Source organism: Candidatus Hydrogenedentota bacterium (assembly GCA_019637335.1).
Taxonomy (GTDB): Bacteria; Hydrogenedentota; Hydrogenedentia; order Hydrogenedentales; family JAEUWI01; genus JAEUWI01.
This window is the reverse complement of sequence record JAHBVV010000049.1, coordinates 1-17,226: the sequence shown is the minus strand read 5'-3', so window position 1 is coordinate 17,226 and position 17,226 is coordinate 1. Positions and strand designations below refer to the sequence as shown.

Here is a 17,226-nt window from a genome sequence, read left to right as displayed (position 1 = left end):
AACGCCCAGGGAAAAGCGTGGTGTAGTTTTGATTCGCCCTGAAAGGGCAGCACAGTTCAGCGTACGAGCAAGAACCCCGCCGCCCTTTCAGGGCTTACAGGAAACCTATTCCGTTAACCCCAGGCGTTGCCCGGGGCTCTAAGCTGCCGTGCCCCTTCGGGGCGTTTTCTGAAGGCTTTACCGATAGACGGGGCCGAATCTCGAAACCGCACTTTGGCTACACAACCCCTTTTGTATGAATGCAATACCGGCTGACTCTCCAATATACTTTCTAAAAAAGCAAGGTAATGACGGATAGTAGTACGAATGATGAAATGATTCTTCTCTACGGAGATTCCGTGGCTCTACTTGTAGCGTTCATGGGCCGGTTGAATAAACCGCACACGTTGTCTCAGGCTGGAAGCCCAAGCCACGTTGGCGCACGTTGAAGGTTCGGGCGGGATGCCAATCCGAGGGGTGGATCCGGGAGGTGCGGGGGCGAAATTTCGGGCGGGAATGCCAAAGTCCCTCCGCGCTCAGCCTCCGAGGAAAAACTGGATTGGCTCGTCCAGCGGGCCTGGATCGCGCACCGTTATGCCGCCGTCGATGGGCTCGAAGATGGGCTCCTCATCGTTGCTCGCGAGCCGGGGAATTGCGGGGAGATACGCGGGCGCGAGGTCGGCGGGCGATGCCGGGAGACGGCCGTGGGCATGCCGATAACGGAACGCGGCGAGCGCCACCTCCACGACCGCGGCCCGATCCAGCCCAAGCCGGAACAGCGCCCATTCGTCCGGCGGCCCGAAGTGGAGCAGGGTGGCGTGCAACAGCGGACGCCGCTCCCAGGCCTTCTTGCGACTGGCGTAGTGCGCCTCCAGCGCCTGGCGTCCTTCAAAATCAGCCTCCGGCCAGGCGAGCAAACACTCCCCCGCCACCAGCGCCTCGCGGAGGTTCACGTCCCCCACGCCGGCCGACAACACCGCGCGGCGTCCGAATCCGCCGCTTCTACCCTCGCGAATACGCGCCACGAAGAGGCCGAGTTCCGTCTCCAGCACCTGGCGCAGGCGGGCCTCGCGCGCGGCCACGGAGAACTGGCGCGCAAAGTCCTCCAGGCGGTCCGGATCGGGCGGCGTGCGCCACAGGGCATACTCCAGCGCATCGATTATCGTCCTTTCCATAGACCACTGAAACAAGAGTCCAATGTGGAGGCCATCGTGCTCCAGCGATCGCGTCAACCCGGCGGCGGCGTCCAGCGCGGCGATGGCGCGGTCCCCCTCCCCCGCCTCGGCGTGCAGCAGCGACGCGGCGCAGAGCAACGAAACGAGCGGATGGACAGCCTGGAGATGCAAAAGGCGATCGCGCCGCGAAAGCGGATAGGAGTCGAGGTATCGGGCCGGGCCCGCGGCGTTGATCGTGAGGAGATCGTCGATTACGGCCGTGTTCGCCTCGATGTGGGCCGACAGGAGATCGCGCTGCTCCGGTTCCAGGGCGGCGGGCGGCGCGAGCGTCGTCCCACTAAAAAACGGCAGCGAAACGGGCTCACCGCCGGGCGGTGGCGTATAGGCGCGCGCGGCGGCGAGGTAGCGCGCGGCGATATTCTCCTGATCCTCCGGGTCGAAAACGGGAAGCCGGGCGTTGAGGGCTTCGGCGGTCACCGGAATTCCCCGGGCCTCCGCGGCCGCAACGAGATCCCGGGCCTCCCGGGCCAGGCCAAGGCGCAGCACGACGGCGGGTACCAACGGCAGCAGAAGGCATCCGCCGATAAGGAGCAGGCGCCGCCGCTTGCGCGACCAGGGCGTGTCCTTCCGGCGCCGGCGGGGCCTTTCCGGCGGGCTGTTGGGCGGCGGCTCGCTCATACGGCCTGGTACACCAGCACGGGATTGGACGCGTGCTCGATGGCCTCGTGGTTCACGACTTCGAGGAGGCCGCGCTCATAGAGGTATTCCACATGCGCGCCCGACTCCAGGATCGCCAGGAGAATGTGGTAGGACTCGCGCGGGCCGAACAGCTCGATAGAGACTTCCGCCAAGGTGCGCGGTTCCCGGCAGATCGCGAGGGTTTTCTCCAGGCGGCGTTCGTGGAACGCGATCGTCTCGTCGATGCGCTGGCGCACATCCGGGATGTCGCCGAGATGGCCGCCCAGGCCGATCCGCACGCCGTCCACCTCACGCACCTTCTTCAGCGCCTCGAAATAGTGGCCGATGCCCATATTCCGCGTAATGAACTCCGGCGACTGGTGCGGCGTGATCCGGTCGAGCACATGGTCCGCCGTGAAGAGGATATCGTCGAGCAACAGGCAAACCTGTCCGGGGCAATGGCCCGGCGCGTGAAAAATCGTGAAGGGGCCGTCCGGCATGGGGCCTTCGCGGAGGGCCCGGTCCACCTTTACCGGCTTGAAGAGCCCCTTCGACCAGCGGTTCATCTCCAGCATGGCGCGCACCATCTCCGCGCGCGCGCCCGACCGCTCCAGGAAGATCTGCAGGTCCTTCGCCGCGACGATCGTGCGCTCTTCGAAGTTCTGAATCGTGGATACATCGAGCGCGTGGATGGCGATTTCGGCGCCGGACTGCTCCAGCACGTAGTTGGCGCCGCCGAAGTGATCGATGTGCCCGTGGGTGACAATGAGGCGGTCCACGTCTCGGAGGGACGCGGTCAATCCGAACTCGCTCCGGGCGCGCTCGAAGCAGCGCTCCAGGGATCCGTTGGCGTCATCGATGGCGGAAGAGCAATCAATCAGCGTCAGCGCATCCGCCAGCACGAGGTAGCAGTTGGTGACGTGGTTCTCAAAGGCGTCAACGGGGAACTTGTAAACCTCGACGCCGCCGGAGGTGGTATAGCGGGATATGTTTTCCGCGCCGGTCATGGGGACATGGTTTCCTTGCGCTTAGGATTCAGGGTTTCGGGGCCGGCGGAATGATGGCCTTGAGCGCGTCCATCATGCGCGGCCCGGTTTCGGGCCCCACGGACATGCTGGTGAGGTATTCCGCGTACTTTCGGCCGGCATCGGTGAAGTAGTCGGGTTTCAGGATATAGCCGAGGGCGTCGAGCGTCAGGCCGAGAATGAAATGCGGCCCCTCCCCCATCAACTCGCGGGTCTGGAGCGAATACATCGGCGACGTCTCCCCCGGATGCGTGGCGAACTGCACCGGGCCGATCCGGAACCAGGCGACTTCCGTCCGGATGGTTTCCGTGCTGCCCCGAGTGAGCACGCCGATGGATTCAAGCGCTTTGAAGCCTTCATTTTCCAGTGGCAGTTCGAGTTTGCGGCTGGCGAACTCGATTGTCGCGGCATCGGCGGACTCCGCGGATTTCAGAGCATCGAGGGCCGACGCCGCGACCGAGGCGCCGTACTGGTCCGCGAGCGCGAAACCGCGGCCCTCCTTCACGGGCTGCACCCAGCCGCCGATCGCGCCCTGGAGGAACAGGTGCTCTCCGCCGAGCGCCTCGGACATGGCGCGGTAGAAACCGACGACATAATCGGACGAGACCTGATCGGTGACGCCATCCATGACGGTCGGGTGGCAGGCGAAGTTGGTCAGGGTCGCGACGGTGGCGCCGTCTTCGCCGACAAACTGCATGATACTGAGGGTGCGATCAAGCAATTCCGGCTCGCAGATGTTTTCCACCCATTCGTGATCGCCTTCGGCGGCGGCCCACCGCGCGGTAACCGGCCGCAGGCGCTGGGCGGCGAGCACGATCTGATCCGCCGCCGCGTCGATCAGCCGCTCCATGTACAGCGCATCGCGTCCGCTGGTCACTTCGTCGGGCCCCCAGATGCCCACCACGTCCGGGCCGCAGTGGGTGTGCGTCGAGGAAACCACAATGCGCTCCGGGGTGAGGCCGGCCCGTCCCGCGTGCGCGGCGGCGCGCACGCGGATCTGCTCAATGTCGGGATGCAGCATGCCGATGCAGTCGATCACGACCAGGGCCAGGTCCCGCGCGCCATCGCTGATCACGGCCGCCCGCGCGAAGAGATCATCATGCACGCCGGCGAAGCGCCGGTTTCGGGCGTCCCCGGCGATGAAGGCGCCCGGGGGCGGCGAGACGATCGCCGAAGCGGCCCCGGCGTGCAGCGCATTCGCCATCACGGGCAACGAACAGGCCGCGGCGAGGGCAAGCAGGACCAGGGCTCCAGTAATTCCGCGCATGGGCGCTCCTTTCCGCGGCATGGCCAGCCGCTGAAAAACAACTCGACCACTAATCGGTTCCGGCGGCGGACTCGGCGCTGAGATCGTGCCGCGTCATGAGGCGCGTCACGAGCGCGGTCCACCCGGTCTGATGGCTCGCGCCTAGACCCTCGCCCGTCTCGCCGTGGAAGTATTCGTAGAAGAGGATCAGGTCCTTCCAGTGCGGGTCCTCGGCGTAGCGCCGGTCTCCGCCGTGGGCGGGCCGCGCGCCCGTCGCGTCCGGCTTGAACAAGCGGATCAGGCGGCTCGCGACCTCGCGGGCCACCTCAAGCAGGTTCATGTAGTTACCGGAGCCGGTCGGGCATTCCACCTTCAGGTCGTCGCCGTAGAAGTAGTGATAGCGTTCCAGCGCTTCGATCAGGAGGTAGTTCAGCGGGAACCAGATCGGCCCGCGCCAATTGGAATTCCCGCCGAACATGCCCGAATCGGACTCGCCGGGCACATAGGCCACCGTCCAGGAATTGCCGGATGCGGGATCCGTGTAGGTGAACGGCGCCTTCTCGTGCACGCGCGAGAGCGACCGGATCCCGTACGGAGAGAGGAACTCGTTTTCGTCGAGCATGTAGGCCAGTATGCGCAGGAGCCGATCGCGTGTGGGAATGGCCAGCAATTCCCAGCGCTTCCCGTCGGGGCGCGTGCGGCGCTCCAGGTAGGTCGTCGTGCGGTGGAGATCGCGCCGGTTGTTCAGGAACCAGTCGAGGCGCTTGCGGAATCCGTGCAGATTCTCGATTTGCTCGCCCTTGAGCACCTCCACGGTAAGCAGCGGAATGAGGCCGACCAGCGAGCGTACGCGTATGGGCGTGGCGTGCCCGCCGGCGTACACCTGATCGTAGTAGAAGCCGTCCTCCTCGTCCCACAGGCCGTTTTCGCCAAGGTGGTTCATCGCATCCACGATGTGGACGAAATGCTCGAAGAATTTGGAGGCGATATCCTCGTAGGCCGGGTTTTTCCAGGCCAGTTCGAGCGACATGGCGAGCATGGTCGAGCAATAGAAGGCCATCCAGGCCGTGCCATCGGCCTGTTCGAGTTCACCGCCCATCGGCAGGGGCTTGGAGCGATCGAAGACCCCGATGTTGTCGAGCCCCAGGAAGCCGCCGGAGAAGAGGTTGTTGCCGTGGGGGTCTTTCCGGTTGACCCACCAGGTGAAATTCATGAGCAGCTTGTGAAAAACGCGCTCCAGAAACTGCCGGTCGCGGTGGCCGCGCTCCCCGGTCATTTTGAACACGCGCCAGCAGGCCCAGGCATGCACGGGCGGGTTCACATCGCTGAAGTTAAACTCGTAGGCCGGTATCTGGCCATTCGGGTGCAGGTACCACTCGCGCAGGAACAATTCGAGCTGGTTCTTGGCGAAGCCGGGATCCATTTCCCCGTAGGGCAGCATGTGGAACGCCGTATCCCACGCCGCAAACCACGGATACTCCCACGTGTCGGGCATGGAGAGGATGTCGCGCGCGTGCAGATGTTTCCATTCGCTGTTGCGCCCCTTCTTTCGGGACGCGGGCGGGCTCTGAAAGTTGGGGTCGCCCTCGAGCCAGTTGGTCACCACGTAGTTGTAGAATTGCTTGGACCAGATCAGGCCCGCGCGCGCCTGGATGAGCACCGGGCGGGATGATTCGGGCATGCCGTCGGGCATGTGGGCCTCGTGAAACGCGCGGGACTCCACCTGGCGCTGTTCGAAGCACGCGTCGAAGGCCGGGCCGAAGTGCGGTTCCGCGGTCTCCCGATCCGCGTAAAGCCGCGCCTGAATGCGCCACGACCCGCCGGCCGGGAGCGTCTTGCGGAACCACGCCGCCGCCTTGGTCCCGCGCTCCTCCGGGTTTACGGCGGCCTCGCGGCCCGCAATAACGTAGTCATGGAACGCGTCCTTGACGTAGCGCGTTACATTGGGCACCCCGAAGAGCCGGGAACGGTTGCTGTCGTTCTCCGTGAAGATCAGGGGCACGGGGCCCTCGGCGTCGTCGATGGCAAAGCGGAAGCGCCCCAGGGTCTCGTGCTCCGACCCGATGGCGCCGGGGCCCTCGCGCCACAGCTTCGGCTTCGCCTTTCCGCTTTCGTGTTCGGCGCCCCATCGCCAGATGTTTCGGAACCACACCGTGGGCAGCACGTGGATGTCCGCCGGCTGGTTGCCCCGGTTCTCCACGGTAATCCGGATCAGGATGTCGTCGGTGTCGGCCTTGGCGTATTCGACGAAGACATCGAAATAGGCGCCATCGTCAAAGATGCCGGTGTCGATCAGCTCGTATTCGGGTTCCAGGCGGGTCCGCCGCGCGTTTTCCGCGATGAGTTCCTCGTAAGGGAACGGCGCCTGCGGATATTTGTAGAGCGCCTTCAGGTACGAGTGCGTGGGCGTGGCTTCGAGGAAGTAGTAACACTCCTTCACGTCCTCGCCGTGGTTCCCCTCGCCGTTGGTCAGGCCGAAGAGGCGCTCCTTGAGGATGTGATCGCGCCCGTTCCAGAGGGCCAGGCCGAAGCAGAGGCGGCACTGCCGATCGCTGATGCCAAGGAGGCCGTCCTCGCCCCAGCGGTAGGCGCGGCTGCGCGCGTGCTCGTGCAGGAAATGGGTCCATACCTCGCTATCGGGCGAGTAATCCTCGCGCACGGTGCCCCATTGCCGGTCGGACAGGTAGGGCCCCCAGCGTTTCCAATTCCTGACGCGCTCGGCGTCTTCCTTGATGCGGATGAATTCCGCTGAATCTCCGTGCTGCATTCCGGTGGTGTGACTTTCCTGATCCCGACCCGCCTGGATCCGTCCCGGGCCCGCGCGGGCCGGACGGCAAAGCGGGTATGGTAGCATCCCCGGCGCGCCGGCGTATAACCGGGCCCGGCGCTATACAGGGCAATCGCATTTATACTCGATCTCGGTATATGGGCGTAAATTTGGCTCATCCGGTTTGAAGGTGCTTCGGCAACGATGACGGCTAAGGGTAGATTACTCGGTTCTCATTTCCGAGCGGCGACGCTATGAGCGGATACGAGATTCCTTAAACCTTGTCTGTGGTGCAGGCCGTATTTTCGGCAGCAGAACTGGATGCCAACGCACTCTTTCGGCCCGAAGGGCCAACGCAGTTTTCAGCCCTGGGCAACGCCCAGGGGTTGAGCGGTGGGTTTCTTATACGCCCTGAAAGGGCAGCGCAGTTGAAATTCAGAAGCGCTGGACCGGCTCACCACTGCGCTGCCCTTTCAGGGCGGGGAAGGTGGTGTCCCCGTATTCCCCGGGCGTTGCCCGGGGCTGGGAGCTGCACTGGCCCTTCGGGCCGAAAGGCCAGTCGATACGATTTCACCAACAGAGGCCCCAACCGGCTTACATCGACGGTTCCGGATAATTCGGGCACGGAGAAGCGCCTATGAATAATCCCGTACGCTCAAACCGGATGGGCCGTAAACTTGAGTCGATTTGGAACCTTGAATCAACGATAGTGAACGTTTTGGAGCGCCGGCATCTGTGCCGGCAAGGTCAGGGATTCGCCGCGGGCGAAATGCCAGCGCTCCAACACGCGCCCTTTATAACATTGAAGGTGGTTCATGTGGCGCTCGGCTCGAGTTGGAAGTTTAAATGCGATTGCCCTGGGGCGCTATACCACGACCGTCTCGTCGCGCCCGGGGCCGCTCCGCTCCTCGCCCAGGGCGTCGCGGAAGCGGTCGAGGTCCTGGCGGAGCGCGTCGCGCACCAGAAAGTAGTCCGTGCTGTGGACGATGAAGTTCGCCCCGGCGCGCGCCCAGGCGATGGCGTCCTGGATGCCGAAGGAATAGTGGAAGCCGACGCCCACGCCCTTCGCCCGGCCCTTTTCGATGATGGTCGTAATGGCGCGGGTGAAGCGCGAGTCCTGGTATTGCTCCGGGATCCCCAGGCTGATGGAAAGATCGTGGGGGCCCACGAGCAGCGCGTCGATATCCGGCACGGACAGGATATCGTCCAGCGCGTCGATGGCGGGCACGCTTTCGATGTTCACGATCATGAGCTTGTCGGCGGCGTAGTTGCCGAGGTAGGCCGCCAGGGTATCATCGAGCGGCTCGCCCGCCAGCACGCGATCGAGGCGCTGCCCCTTGAGCGGGCGGTACTTAACCGCGCCGCGCAGCGCCTGCACGTCGGAGACGCGCTCCAGGTAAGGCGCCACCACGCCGGACGCGCCGCCGTCGAGCACCTTGCAGGCCTCATAGGGATCGGGGAGCGGAATGCGGACGATCGGCGCGAGCCCGCGCGCGCTGAAGGTCTGGCACATCCAGGAGACTTCGGCGCGCTCCAGGGGAATATGCTCGGTGTCGATGAAGACGAAATCGAGGCCGGTACCGGCGATCATCGCGGGCCAGAGCGGCGACGGCGACACCACGCAGGTGCCGTAGACGCGCCTGCCGGCGCGGAGGGCCTGTTTGAGGGCTTTGCCATCCATGGGAAGATGCTTTCCAGGGTTAACACGGGGAATATGGGGGAAACGCGGGCGTGCGGTTACCTTAGCGAAAACACCCGGGCCAAATCGAGCCGATGGCAGGCGGAAAGGAGGCCCCTCAAACCGACCGAACCCTTGAACCGTACGCAGGCGGCGATCAGCGGAGTTCGGCCCAGGCGTTCATGCGTCGCGCGAAGGCTTCCCGCGGTTGCTGCACGAGTTTCGCCCCGAGCCGTTCCTTCAGGGCGGGGTCGGCGTCATCGCCGTAGATAATCGACGCGGCCATGTACGCGACGATATAGGTGATCGCTTCGGGGTAGTCGCTGTACCGGGGGTGAATGTGAAGGCAGCAGTGGCGCTCATCCTCCTCCTCGGAAAACTCGGGTTCGGCCACGGGTCCGGTGTCGGGATCGAAGTAGAGCGACGTGGGACAGCCCAGGCAGGTCGTGTCCCGGAGAAATTGCTCCAGGTTGCTCTGGCGCAGGGGCCCGCCGAGCCGCTCCACCGCGCGTTCGGCGGTAGCCTCCGCGTGCGGCCAGAGCAGCCGGACCACACTGGGCGGCGAAAGTGTGCAAACGTGCTGTTCGGAGGCGTAGCTCGAGCGCATGGCGATCCTCACGCTGGGCCGCGCGCCGGATGACGTTGTTCGCGGCCGGTAACACTGCTGCACCTTTTGTAACACGGCGGCCGGAAAATTGCAACCCCGGTTTTTTGGGGGGGCGCGCAATCACAGGCGAGAAGCCTGCTCCGAAAATTCACGCCTCAACATCCCCATATCTGTCCCATCCAAACCAAGTTACAGCACGTGTAAACAAGGAAGCGTCAAAGGCTGGGAGCGCAGGTCGAAGACGCGCCGTGGTGGGCGTCCCCGCCTGCCAGGCGGCGAAGCCGCCGTACATTTTTCACCCTCAATAGGCGAAGCAACGCCCCATGATCAACCACGCCACGTTCTACCCCCCGTAGATGCCCTCGAGGACCGGCCCGAGATCGCGCAGCATGGCCGCGCCGTCGCCCGTGTAGCTGGAGCCATGCATGATGGCCAGCGTCCGCGGATTAAAGCCCGCGAGTTCGCCAAGCAGGCGGCTGGTATTGGGGGTGTAGGGCAGGTAGGCCATCAGCGGGCCGGCCTCGTAGTGCGCCATGGCGTCGCGCGTGCGTTCGAGCAGGCTCGCGTCCTCCATGAGCGCCTCGCGTTCGCCGGTCTGGTGAAAGAGATCCGAGCAGAAGAGGATGCCCTGCGTCTCTTCAAACAGGACACCCGCGTCCCAGCCGTGCGGCAGGTGCGGCGTGGGATGAAACCGGAAGCGGTACTTGCCCGTTTCCAGCGCCTCGCCCCGCGTCAGGCCCTTCGGCGGGCGATCGGAGAAATCGCTCAGGTTGACCATCGCCCCGACCAGGCTGCACGCGGGCACGGCGTTCGGCGCGGCATCCAGCCAGTGGTTCAGCCCGCCGCACTCGTCCACCTCGAAATGGCTCCAGCTGATCCACCGCAGGTCCGCCGGATCGATAATGCGCGAAACGGCCTCGTGCAGCTCCGGGAACATCCGGCGCATTCCCGCGTGGTACAACAGCGGCTCTTCGTCCCGCACGAGGAAATGGTTGAACTGGAGATCAAAGTCCTTCACGTAGACGCTGATGCGAAATACATCCGGGGCGATTTCATGGATTTCCGCCATGCCGTGGTTCCTTCCTCGTTTCCCTGCGGCCCAGTACGGCTATGCTATGCTTCTTCCCCGAACATGTCAAACACCGGATCCGCCCAGGATGCGTGGCGCGACTCAGAGGATCGCGGGCATTCCCGCCCGCGGCAGAACCATGGCAAGACTTCTCGTGATCGATGCGCTTGCGAAGTGGCTCCGCATCCCAATGCGTTCCGCTTCTGGTGACGCCGGGTTTCTATTCCAGACGTACTGGGCGTCTTTATGTCCCGAGCCCACTTTGCCGCGGACTCGAATGTCCACGATCCTGCTATGCGAGCGCCCGATTGTTTCGGCCAGCGCAACGCGGCTTCCGGCGGCGGATGCGTCGCTCAGGCAATAATGTCCCGGACGACGTTTCCGTACACATCGGTGAGGCGGTAGTCGCGGCCGGCATAGCGGTAGGTCAGGCGCTCGTGGTCGAGGCCCATGAGGTGCAGGATCGTGGCGTGGAGATCGTGCACGTGCACTTTCTTGTCCACCGCGTGCCAGCCGTATTCGTCGGTTGCGCCGTAGGCGAGCCCGCCCTGGACGCCGCCGCCCGCCATCCACATCGTGAACCCGAAGGGATGGTGCTCGCGGCCGTTGTCGCCCTCCGCCGTCGGCGTGCGCCCGAACTCGCCGCCCCACAGCACAAGGGTGTCGTCCAGCATGCCGCGCGACTTGAGATCCTTCAGCAGGCCGGCCACGGGCTTGTCCGTCGCCGCACAATTCGCCGCGAGCTCCTGGCGCAGGCCCCCGTGTTGATCCCAGAGCTGGCAGCTTGAGCGCTTTGACGTCTGCGTGTGGTAGACCTGAATGCAGCGCACGCCGCGTTCGGCCAGGCGCCGCGCCATCAGGCACTGCTTGCCGAAGATCTCCGTAACCGGATCGTCGAGGCCGTACAGCTTCTTTGTGGCTTCCGACTCGCCGGCGATGCCGAAGGCGTCCGGGGCCTCGCGCTGCATCCGGTAGGCCAGCTCGAACGAGGCGATCCGCGCGTCGAGGCGGCTGTCCTCCGCGCGTTCGGCGGCGTGGGACCGGTTCAACTCCTCGAGGATATCCAGCTGCGCGCGCTGCGTGTCCCGGGAAAAGCGCGCATTGGCCAGGTTGGCGATCGGCTGGTCGAGGTCGGCCACGAGCGTGCCCTGGTAGGCGGCGGGGAGGAAGCTCGACCCCCACAGCGGGGCGCCCTGGGCCGGCTGCGCGGGGCTGAGCACCACAAAGCCGGGCAAGTCCTGCGTCTCGCTCCCCAGGCCGTACAAGAGCCACGAACCCAGGCTCGGGCGCGAGAAGGTCTGCTCGCCCGTGTTCATCTGGAGGCACGCGCCGTTGTGGTTGATGTTGTCCGCCACCATCGACCGGATGACGCAGAGGTCGTCCGCGCAGGACGCGGTATGGGGAAGCAATTCGCTGACTTCGAGGCCACTTTCGCCGTGCCGGGAGAAGGTCCAGGGGGAGGCGAGCAGGTTGCCGGTCTTCGTGCGCTCGAGCGCCGGCTTCGCGAAGGGCAGGGGCTGCCCGCTTTCCGCCTGAAGCCGTGGCTTCGGGTCGAAGAGGTCCACATGGGACGGCCCGCCCGACATGAACAGGAAGATTATGCGCTTCGCGCGCGGGACGACATGCCCCGGCGCGCCGGTCGCCGTTCCGGGCGCGAGGAGGCCCGCCAGCCCCAGCATGCCGAAGCCGTTCGCGAAGGTTTTCAGCGCCTCGCGGCGGGAGAGGCCGCGCGGGTGACGGACGTGATTGTTACGCATGGTCTAAGGGTAACTCCTGGCCGGCCCACAGTATAGCGCAGAATGGCGAAATCAACCACCTGGTCGCCCCGAAACGGTGCGTAGCCTTCGTTTGAAGGCGGCCCGCCGGGCGCGCACCCGATCTTCGCGATATACTTCGGCGATCAATTGGTGAAATCCCTGTTCGAGAAGCGCTACTGACATCGTATCCGGCCGAAAATTCACATCGAAAAGGGTGCACCGCTCCCAGGCCTCCGGTTCGAGCAGCCGGCCTGTGCGCAGGAGGCGTTCATACAGCGGCGTTCCCGGAAAAGGCGTCTGCACCGTAACCTGCACCTCGTAGAGTCCACTCCGCTCAACGAAATCAAGCACCTCGCCAAAACTGCGCTCGTCCGTTCCGTCCAAACCGAGAATGAAGCATCCATTCACGCTGATCCCGTGCGACTGGATGCGTTCAATCGCTTCCAGGTAGCGATCGGCCCGCCGCGCCTTCCAGTTTGCCTTCTGTTCGATGCCTTCGACGCCAGCGCGGTTTGGGTATTCCAACCCGATCAAGACCTGCGCACAGCCGCTGTCGCGCAAGATTGCCAGCAGTTCCGGGTCGTCCGCGATGGAGATATCCGTTTCTGTGAACCACCGGATATTCTCCGCCGCCAGCGCGCGCGCAAGCCGCCTTCCGTGCGCCCGGTTCGCGAACGTATTGTCGTCCGCCAACTCGATAAACGGACGCCGCCAGATTTCCTTGATCCGGCGGACTTCGGAAACCACCTTCTCCACGGGCTTCACCTTGAAATTCGGCGACAGGCGGATGCTCGCGGCGCAGAACTCGCAAGAGAACGGGCAACCGCGCTGGGTTTGCACGGTCAACCGGTTGTATCGGCCAACGTCGAGCAGATCGAAACGCGGCATCGGAGCGTCCGCGAGGTTGAACGCAACGCCGCGCGCATCGTACACCGGGGCCAGGTCTCCGCGTAACAGATCCGAAAGGAGTTTCGTCCACACGGGTTCCGCTTCGCCGATCACGATTGCATCCGCGTGCCGCCGCGCTTCCCCCGGCATCGCGGTAACGTGAAGTCCGCCCAGGATAACCTTCGCGCCGGCCGCGCGATATCGGTCCGCGAGCGTGTAGGCGTCTTTGATCATTGCCGAAAAACTCGATATCGCCACGGCGTCGAAGTCTCCCGGAAGCTCCTGTATGGCCTCAAGATCCGGAACTTCCACGTAGGTCACGTCGAAGGCCCGCGGCGTCATGCCCGCCAGCGTCAGCAGCGCCAGGCTGGGCAGCGACGCGATAACGCGGCTGCGCTCGACGAACCCCGGCAAGGTCAGCCCCAGCTCCAGCAACGCGGCGTTTCGCACCCGCACGCCGCTCATGGCGATCAGGCCCAGTTTCACGGGGTCCTCCCGCTTTCATCAAGCGCCTCTTGAGGAGCACTCTCGACCGGGCGGGGTCCGGTCCAGGCCTTGCCGATCGCCACCAGATACATAATAAGCAGCAGCGGCGAAGAGATGTAGGACAGTAATGTCATGAAAATCAATACATTGTAGGCGGCGTCATGGGGGGATTGATCTTCCGGTCGTATTCCCGCCATCAAGTCAAAAACTACATGCTCAAGGTTTAGAACCGCCAGCGCGGCTACGATCAGCGCCAGCGGAAGCGGCGCCGCGATCGCCACCAGGCCCGGACTCAGGCGCGCCGAACGCAGCAGGAACAGCACCAGCAGAACCACCCGCCACACCGCGACGGCCAGCAGGAAAGCGACGTTCATGCTCTGCGCCGCGCCGAGGCTCATGAACCGCTCGACTGGGACCGCGTAAAGAATCGCCGGCGGCGACGTCATCCCCAGAAAGGTCAGTACCCCGACATACGACCAGTTCGCCGGGCGCAGCGGCCAGATCAGCAGCCAGAGGATCAGCGCGAGCACAAAAATATAGGCCAGCGATCCCAGCCCGGCGTATTGCCACCACTGCGCTTTCGGGTGGTCCCAGTAACGCCCAACACCCGCTATCCACGTTGCCGCCAGTCCAAAGGCCAGGTAATGCCGCCCAAGGCGCCGCATATCGGGGCGCACCGGTCGCAGCATGAGAAACTTTGCTTCCGTAACCAGCACTTCCCGCCAATCGCTCTTCCAGTCCATGCCACGCCCTCAGGTTGGGATTGCCATCAAGCCGCCCTCGATTCTGCGGCCCGCGTCTCCCCATAATACCCCGGCGTCCGCGTCTGTTCCATCGAAATGGCCGCATTGGGTCCGTCGTCACGATTGCCCCGCGGCGAATCCCCGACCTTGCCGGCAGGGATGCCGGCGCTCCAACACGCACCTTTTCCCGGGTTTGCGGTGTTTCGAACGGCGAACGGCTCGTACACGAGGTCCAAATTCGAGTGCCCGGCGCGCGCACAGCTTGCATCCCCCGTGCGGCTCGGGTAGCATGCAAATCGCGCCGCCCGCGCGCCGAACCATATCCCAACGACCCATCCGAAGGAAGCTTCGTTTCGTGAAATATTCCAATTGCAGCGCTATTACACTCGTCATTGTCCTGGCTGGATTCCTCGCGTTCGCCGCGCACAGTGCCGAACCGCCGGCCATCACGTTCCCGAGGCCCTTTGCGGCGGGCGGCCTGGTCGATCCGGCGGCGGGGTTTCAGTTCTCGGTACCGGAAGCACTTTCGGCGGAGGTGGAGGCCCGGCTTATCTTGAATGGCGCGGACGTTTCGGATCGGCTCGAGCGCGCCGGGGACCCACCCGGGCGCTCGTGGGTATTTCGCGATCTTGCGCCGGATGCCGCGTATACCGCGCGCATCGAGGTGGCCCTCGGCGAGCAGACCGAATCGCGGGAAACGCGCTTCTACACCTACACCCGGACGGTGGACGGATACCGGGGCATCTGGTTCACGCTGGGCCAGATCCAGGGGGAATACGGCGACAAGTACTCGGCGGGATCGGCATTCGCCTGGTCGCACACGCTGACGCCGATGGCCGTGTATGCGCCCGAGGCCGACAAGACCTTTTTCGTGTACTCGGGAACGACCAGCCCCGAGGAGCGCTATCTCCTCACGATGGCGGCGTACTATGATCACACGACGGGGCGCGTGCCGAGGCCGACCATCGTGCGCGACCAGCGCGGCGTGGACGACCCGCACGACAACGCCAGTATCGCCATCGACGAAGACGGGCGCGTCTGGGTCTTTGTCGCGGGCCGCGGCCGCCACCGCCCCGGCCAGATATTCCGAGCGACCGCGCCGTATTCCGTGGCGGAGTTCGAGCAGATTGCCGAGCGCGAGCAGACCTATTCCCAGGTCTGGCCCGTGCCCGGGCGCGGCTTTCTACACCTCCTCACCAAGTACACGCGGGGCCGGGAGCTCTACTGGGAAACCAGCCCGGACGGGCGCGCGTGGAGCGGGCAGCGGAAACTCGCCGGATTCGGCGGCCATTACGAAGTGAGCCGCCTGCACGGCGCGATGGCCGGCACGGCCTTCAACTACCACCCCGGCGGAAACGTCGACAAGCGCACCAACCTCTACTACATCCAGACGGCGGATTTCGGCGCCACCTGGACCACGGTGTCGGGCGAGACCGTCGAGACGCCGCTCGCGGAGAAGGAAAATCCCGCGCTGGTGCTGGACTACGAATCCGAGGGCCGGAACGTCTACATCCAGAAGCTGATCTTCGACGGCGCCGGGCGGCCGGCGATCCTCTACCTCACCAGCCGGGGCCACGAGCCGGGCCCCGAAAACGGGCCGCGCGAATGGCGCGTAACGCGCTGGACCGGCGGGGAATGGGCCACCAGTACGGTCACGGAGTCGGATCACAACTACGATGCCGGCAGTTTCTATATCGAGGGCGATCGCTGGACCGTCATCGCGCCGGCGCTGGCGGGGCCGCAGCCGTGGCATACCGGCGGCGAGGTGGGGCTCTGGGCCTCCACGGACGCGGGCGCCACCTGGGCGCTCGAACGCCAGGTCACCCGCGACAGCACGGGCAACCATTCCTACATACGCCGCCCCCACAACCCGCGCGATCCCTTCTACGCCTTCTGGGCGGACGCCGATTCGAGCGCGTTTTCCCCGTCCCGGATCCACTTCACGAATTCCGGCGGAACCCGGGTATTCACGCTGCCGTACTCCATGGAAGGAGACGACGCCGCGCCCATCCCGGTGGAATGAGGAGCGGGCCGGCCTTACGCCTCGTCCGGCGCGGGCTCCGGCGGGTTTGCGCTTCCCTGCATCTCGGCCATGCGCTCCGACGCCTTTCGCTTCAGTTCGTTGAACTGGTCGCTGACCCCGCTGATGCGCGCTTCCCATTCCGGGTTCGGCTCCTGGCCTTCGCTTTCCTTGAGGAACGTGAGAATCGTGGAGGTGCAGGCGATGGGATCGAAGAGGATCCACTTCGCGCTCGCCCCCAGGAAGATCCCGAACACGAAGAGGAAGAATTTCGCGACCACCCACGTCTCCGGGAGCAGGAGCGCCAGCAGCCCGAGCGGAATGAGGAAGATGATGGACGCCACGATCCCGAAGACGTAGCTCAGCAGCGTGACGGCAACCGCGTTTTTCAGAATGGCCTGCCAGGACTGCGCGTAGAGCACGACACCGGACTTCGCGGCGTCAAACACGTTCTCGTTTTTCGTGCGGAAGGTGTGCGCGATGACCGACTCGTCCACGTAGGTGAGGCTGAAATCGACGATTTTCCCGGCGATCTTCGCGACGCCATCCATGCCCGGGATCGGAAGCGCCGTCATCACATTAAAGAGGCGCCGGTTCAACAAGCGGATAATGCCGTCGAGCAAGAGATCGACCGCCGCAAGCGCGCTCACCTCCCGAAAATACTGCATCACCCGGTCGCGCGCCCAGCGCGTCTGGGAGACGCCCGCCGGCAGCTTGCCGTTCTCCACGATTTCCGTGATCAGCGCGATGTGGCCCGCCTGGAGCATGTAGAGGACGTATTCCCGGATGAGGCGGCCGACACCCAGCACACCGCCGCCGATCATACAGATGAAGAAGAGCACGATCGCCGCGCCCGAGCCGAAAACCCAGCCGACAAGCGCGAGCACCAGCAGAAACGCCGCCATCGCCGCCGCGATACATCCATACACCGCCGCGCGGTAGACAATATACGGAACGGTCTGCACTACAATTCCAAACGCGCGCCCAAGTTGCAAGTCCATGCGTACTACCTCCTGCTTTGTTTCTGTGCCCCCCAAAACGGCCAGTGTACCATACAAACGGGCAGGGCGCCACGCGCGGAACAGGCGTCGCGTGTTGCGCTCAATGT

At 64.6% G+C, this 17,226-nt stretch carries 12 protein-coding genes; 1 reads left to right on the top strand and 11 read right to left on the bottom strand.

Annotated elements, in window-relative coordinates:
- Positions 1 to 515: 515 nt before the first annotated feature.
- The 10 genes from KF886_26625 to KF886_26580 all read right to left on the bottom strand — a co-directional run bounded on the left by KF886_26625 (position 516) and on the right by KF886_26580 (position 14,098).
- Positions 516 to 1,832: a hypothetical protein gene (locus tag KF886_26625; protein ID MBX3180939.1), complete on the bottom strand. Its 1,317-nt coding sequence runs from the start codon at positions 1,830 to 1,832 to the stop codon at positions 516 to 518.
- The gene (locus KF886_26620; GenBank protein MBX3180938.1) at positions 1,829 to 2,839 is read right to left on the bottom strand and encodes an MBL fold metallo-hydrolase; all 1,011 of its coding nucleotides are present in this window, start codon (positions 2,837 to 2,839) and stop codon (positions 1,829 to 1,831) included. The genes KF886_26625 and KF886_26620 overlap by 4 nt, the downstream gene beginning before the upstream one ends.
- Positions 2,840 to 2,867: 28 nt before the next feature.
- Positions 2,868 to 4,124: an alkaline ceramidase gene (locus tag KF886_26615; protein MBX3180937.1), complete on the bottom strand. Its 1,257-nt coding sequence runs from the start codon at positions 4,122 to 4,124 to the stop codon at positions 2,868 to 2,870.
- A 49-nt stretch (positions 4,125 to 4,173) separates the two neighbouring features.
- Positions 4,174 to 6,870 (bottom strand): glucosidase, encoded by a 2,697-nt coding sequence (locus tag KF886_26610; protein ID MBX3180936.1) that lies wholly within the window; start codon positions 6,868 to 6,870, stop codon positions 4,174 to 4,176.
- Between the two features lie 865 nt (positions 6,871 to 7,735).
- Entirely contained in the window at positions 7,736 to 8,551 is an 816-nt protein-coding gene (locus KF886_26605) for an aldolase (protein MBX3180935.1), read from the bottom strand.
- A gap of 154 nt (positions 8,552 to 8,705) precedes the next feature.
- Positions 8,706 to 9,155: a hypothetical protein gene (locus tag KF886_26600; GenBank protein ID MBX3180934.1), complete on the bottom strand. Its 450-nt coding sequence runs from the start codon at positions 9,153 to 9,155 to the stop codon at positions 8,706 to 8,708.
- A 343-nt stretch (positions 9,156 to 9,498) separates the two neighbouring features.
- On the bottom strand, positions 9,499 to 10,224 hold the full coding sequence (locus KF886_26595) for an MBL fold metallo-hydrolase (protein MBX3180933.1): 726 nt from the start codon (positions 10,222 to 10,224) through the stop codon (positions 9,499 to 9,501).
- A 353-nt stretch (positions 10,225 to 10,577) separates the two neighbouring features.
- Complete coding sequence (locus KF886_26590; GenBank protein ID MBX3180932.1) at positions 10,578 to 11,981, bottom strand: DUF1501 domain-containing protein; 1,404 nt, start codon at positions 11,979 to 11,981, stop codon at positions 10,578 to 10,580.
- A gap of 51 nt (positions 11,982 to 12,032) precedes the next feature.
- Positions 12,033 to 13,334 carry a B12-binding domain-containing radical SAM protein gene (locus tag KF886_26585; protein MBX3180931.1) on the bottom strand — a complete coding sequence of 434 codons (1,302 nt, stop codon included), beginning with the start codon at positions 13,332 to 13,334 and terminating at the stop codon, positions 12,033 to 12,035.
- 17 nt (positions 13,335 to 13,351) lie between these two features.
- Positions 13,352 to 14,098, bottom strand: coding sequence for a hypothetical protein (locus KF886_26580; GenBank protein MBX3180930.1), 747 nt, complete (start codon positions 14,096 to 14,098; stop codon positions 13,352 to 13,354).
- 658 nt (positions 14,099 to 14,756) lie between these two features.
- Between KF886_26580 and KF886_26575 the strand changes: the two genes are divergently transcribed.
- Positions 14,757 to 16,121 (top strand): BNR-4 repeat-containing protein, encoded by a 1,365-nt coding sequence (locus KF886_26575; GenBank protein ID MBX3180929.1) that lies wholly within the window; start codon positions 14,757 to 14,759, stop codon positions 16,119 to 16,121.
- 14 nt (positions 16,122 to 16,135) lie between these two features.
- Here KF886_26575 and KF886_26570 read toward each other — a convergent pair whose 3' ends face one another.
- Positions 16,136 to 17,119 carry a hypothetical protein gene (locus tag KF886_26570; GenBank protein ID MBX3180928.1) on the bottom strand — a complete coding sequence of 328 codons (984 nt, stop codon included), beginning with the start codon at positions 17,117 to 17,119 and terminating at the stop codon, positions 16,136 to 16,138.
- Between the last annotated feature and the right edge of the window lie 107 nt (positions 17,120 to 17,226).